This window comes from Bacillus sp. 22475, assembly GCF_052044835.1.
In the GTDB taxonomy this organism is placed as follows: Bacteria; Bacillota; Bacilli; order Bacillales; family Bacillaceae_G; genus Bacillus_A; species Bacillus_A cereus.
The window spans coordinates 1-306 of the sequence record NZ_JBQENW010000118.1 but is presented as its reverse complement, the minus strand read 5'-3'; the positions used below and the strand labels follow the sequence as shown (position 1 = coordinate 306).

Below are 306 nucleotides of genomic sequence, written 5' to 3'. Positions count from 1 at the left end.
GATAGAACTTAGGATAATTGGCTCTCTCATCCTCAGAACTGACGTATAATTGATCCATCGCAAAGTCTAATCCAACAACTGTTTCTACTTCTTTTTGTACAATCTCTTTTTCGTATTCAGTCAAAATGGACACATGGTATTTACCAGTAGGTGTCATAGAAATCGTACATGACTTGATTATATGGCCTTGTGGTATTTCTCTATGTTGTTTGATACGTACCATTTTCAGTTTTGGCAATTTGATATGACCGTTAAGCAACATAATATTTCCGTTCACTACATTCGTTGTATAAGACTTTCTGTCTT

The 306-nt window shown here is 35.0% G+C and carries 1 pseudogene; it reads right to left on the bottom strand.

Annotated features, from left to right (window positions below):
* Positions 1-306 (bottom strand): annotated as a pseudogene (locus ACTJJY_RS32195) (RNA-guided endonuclease TnpB family protein); the annotation flags it as partial.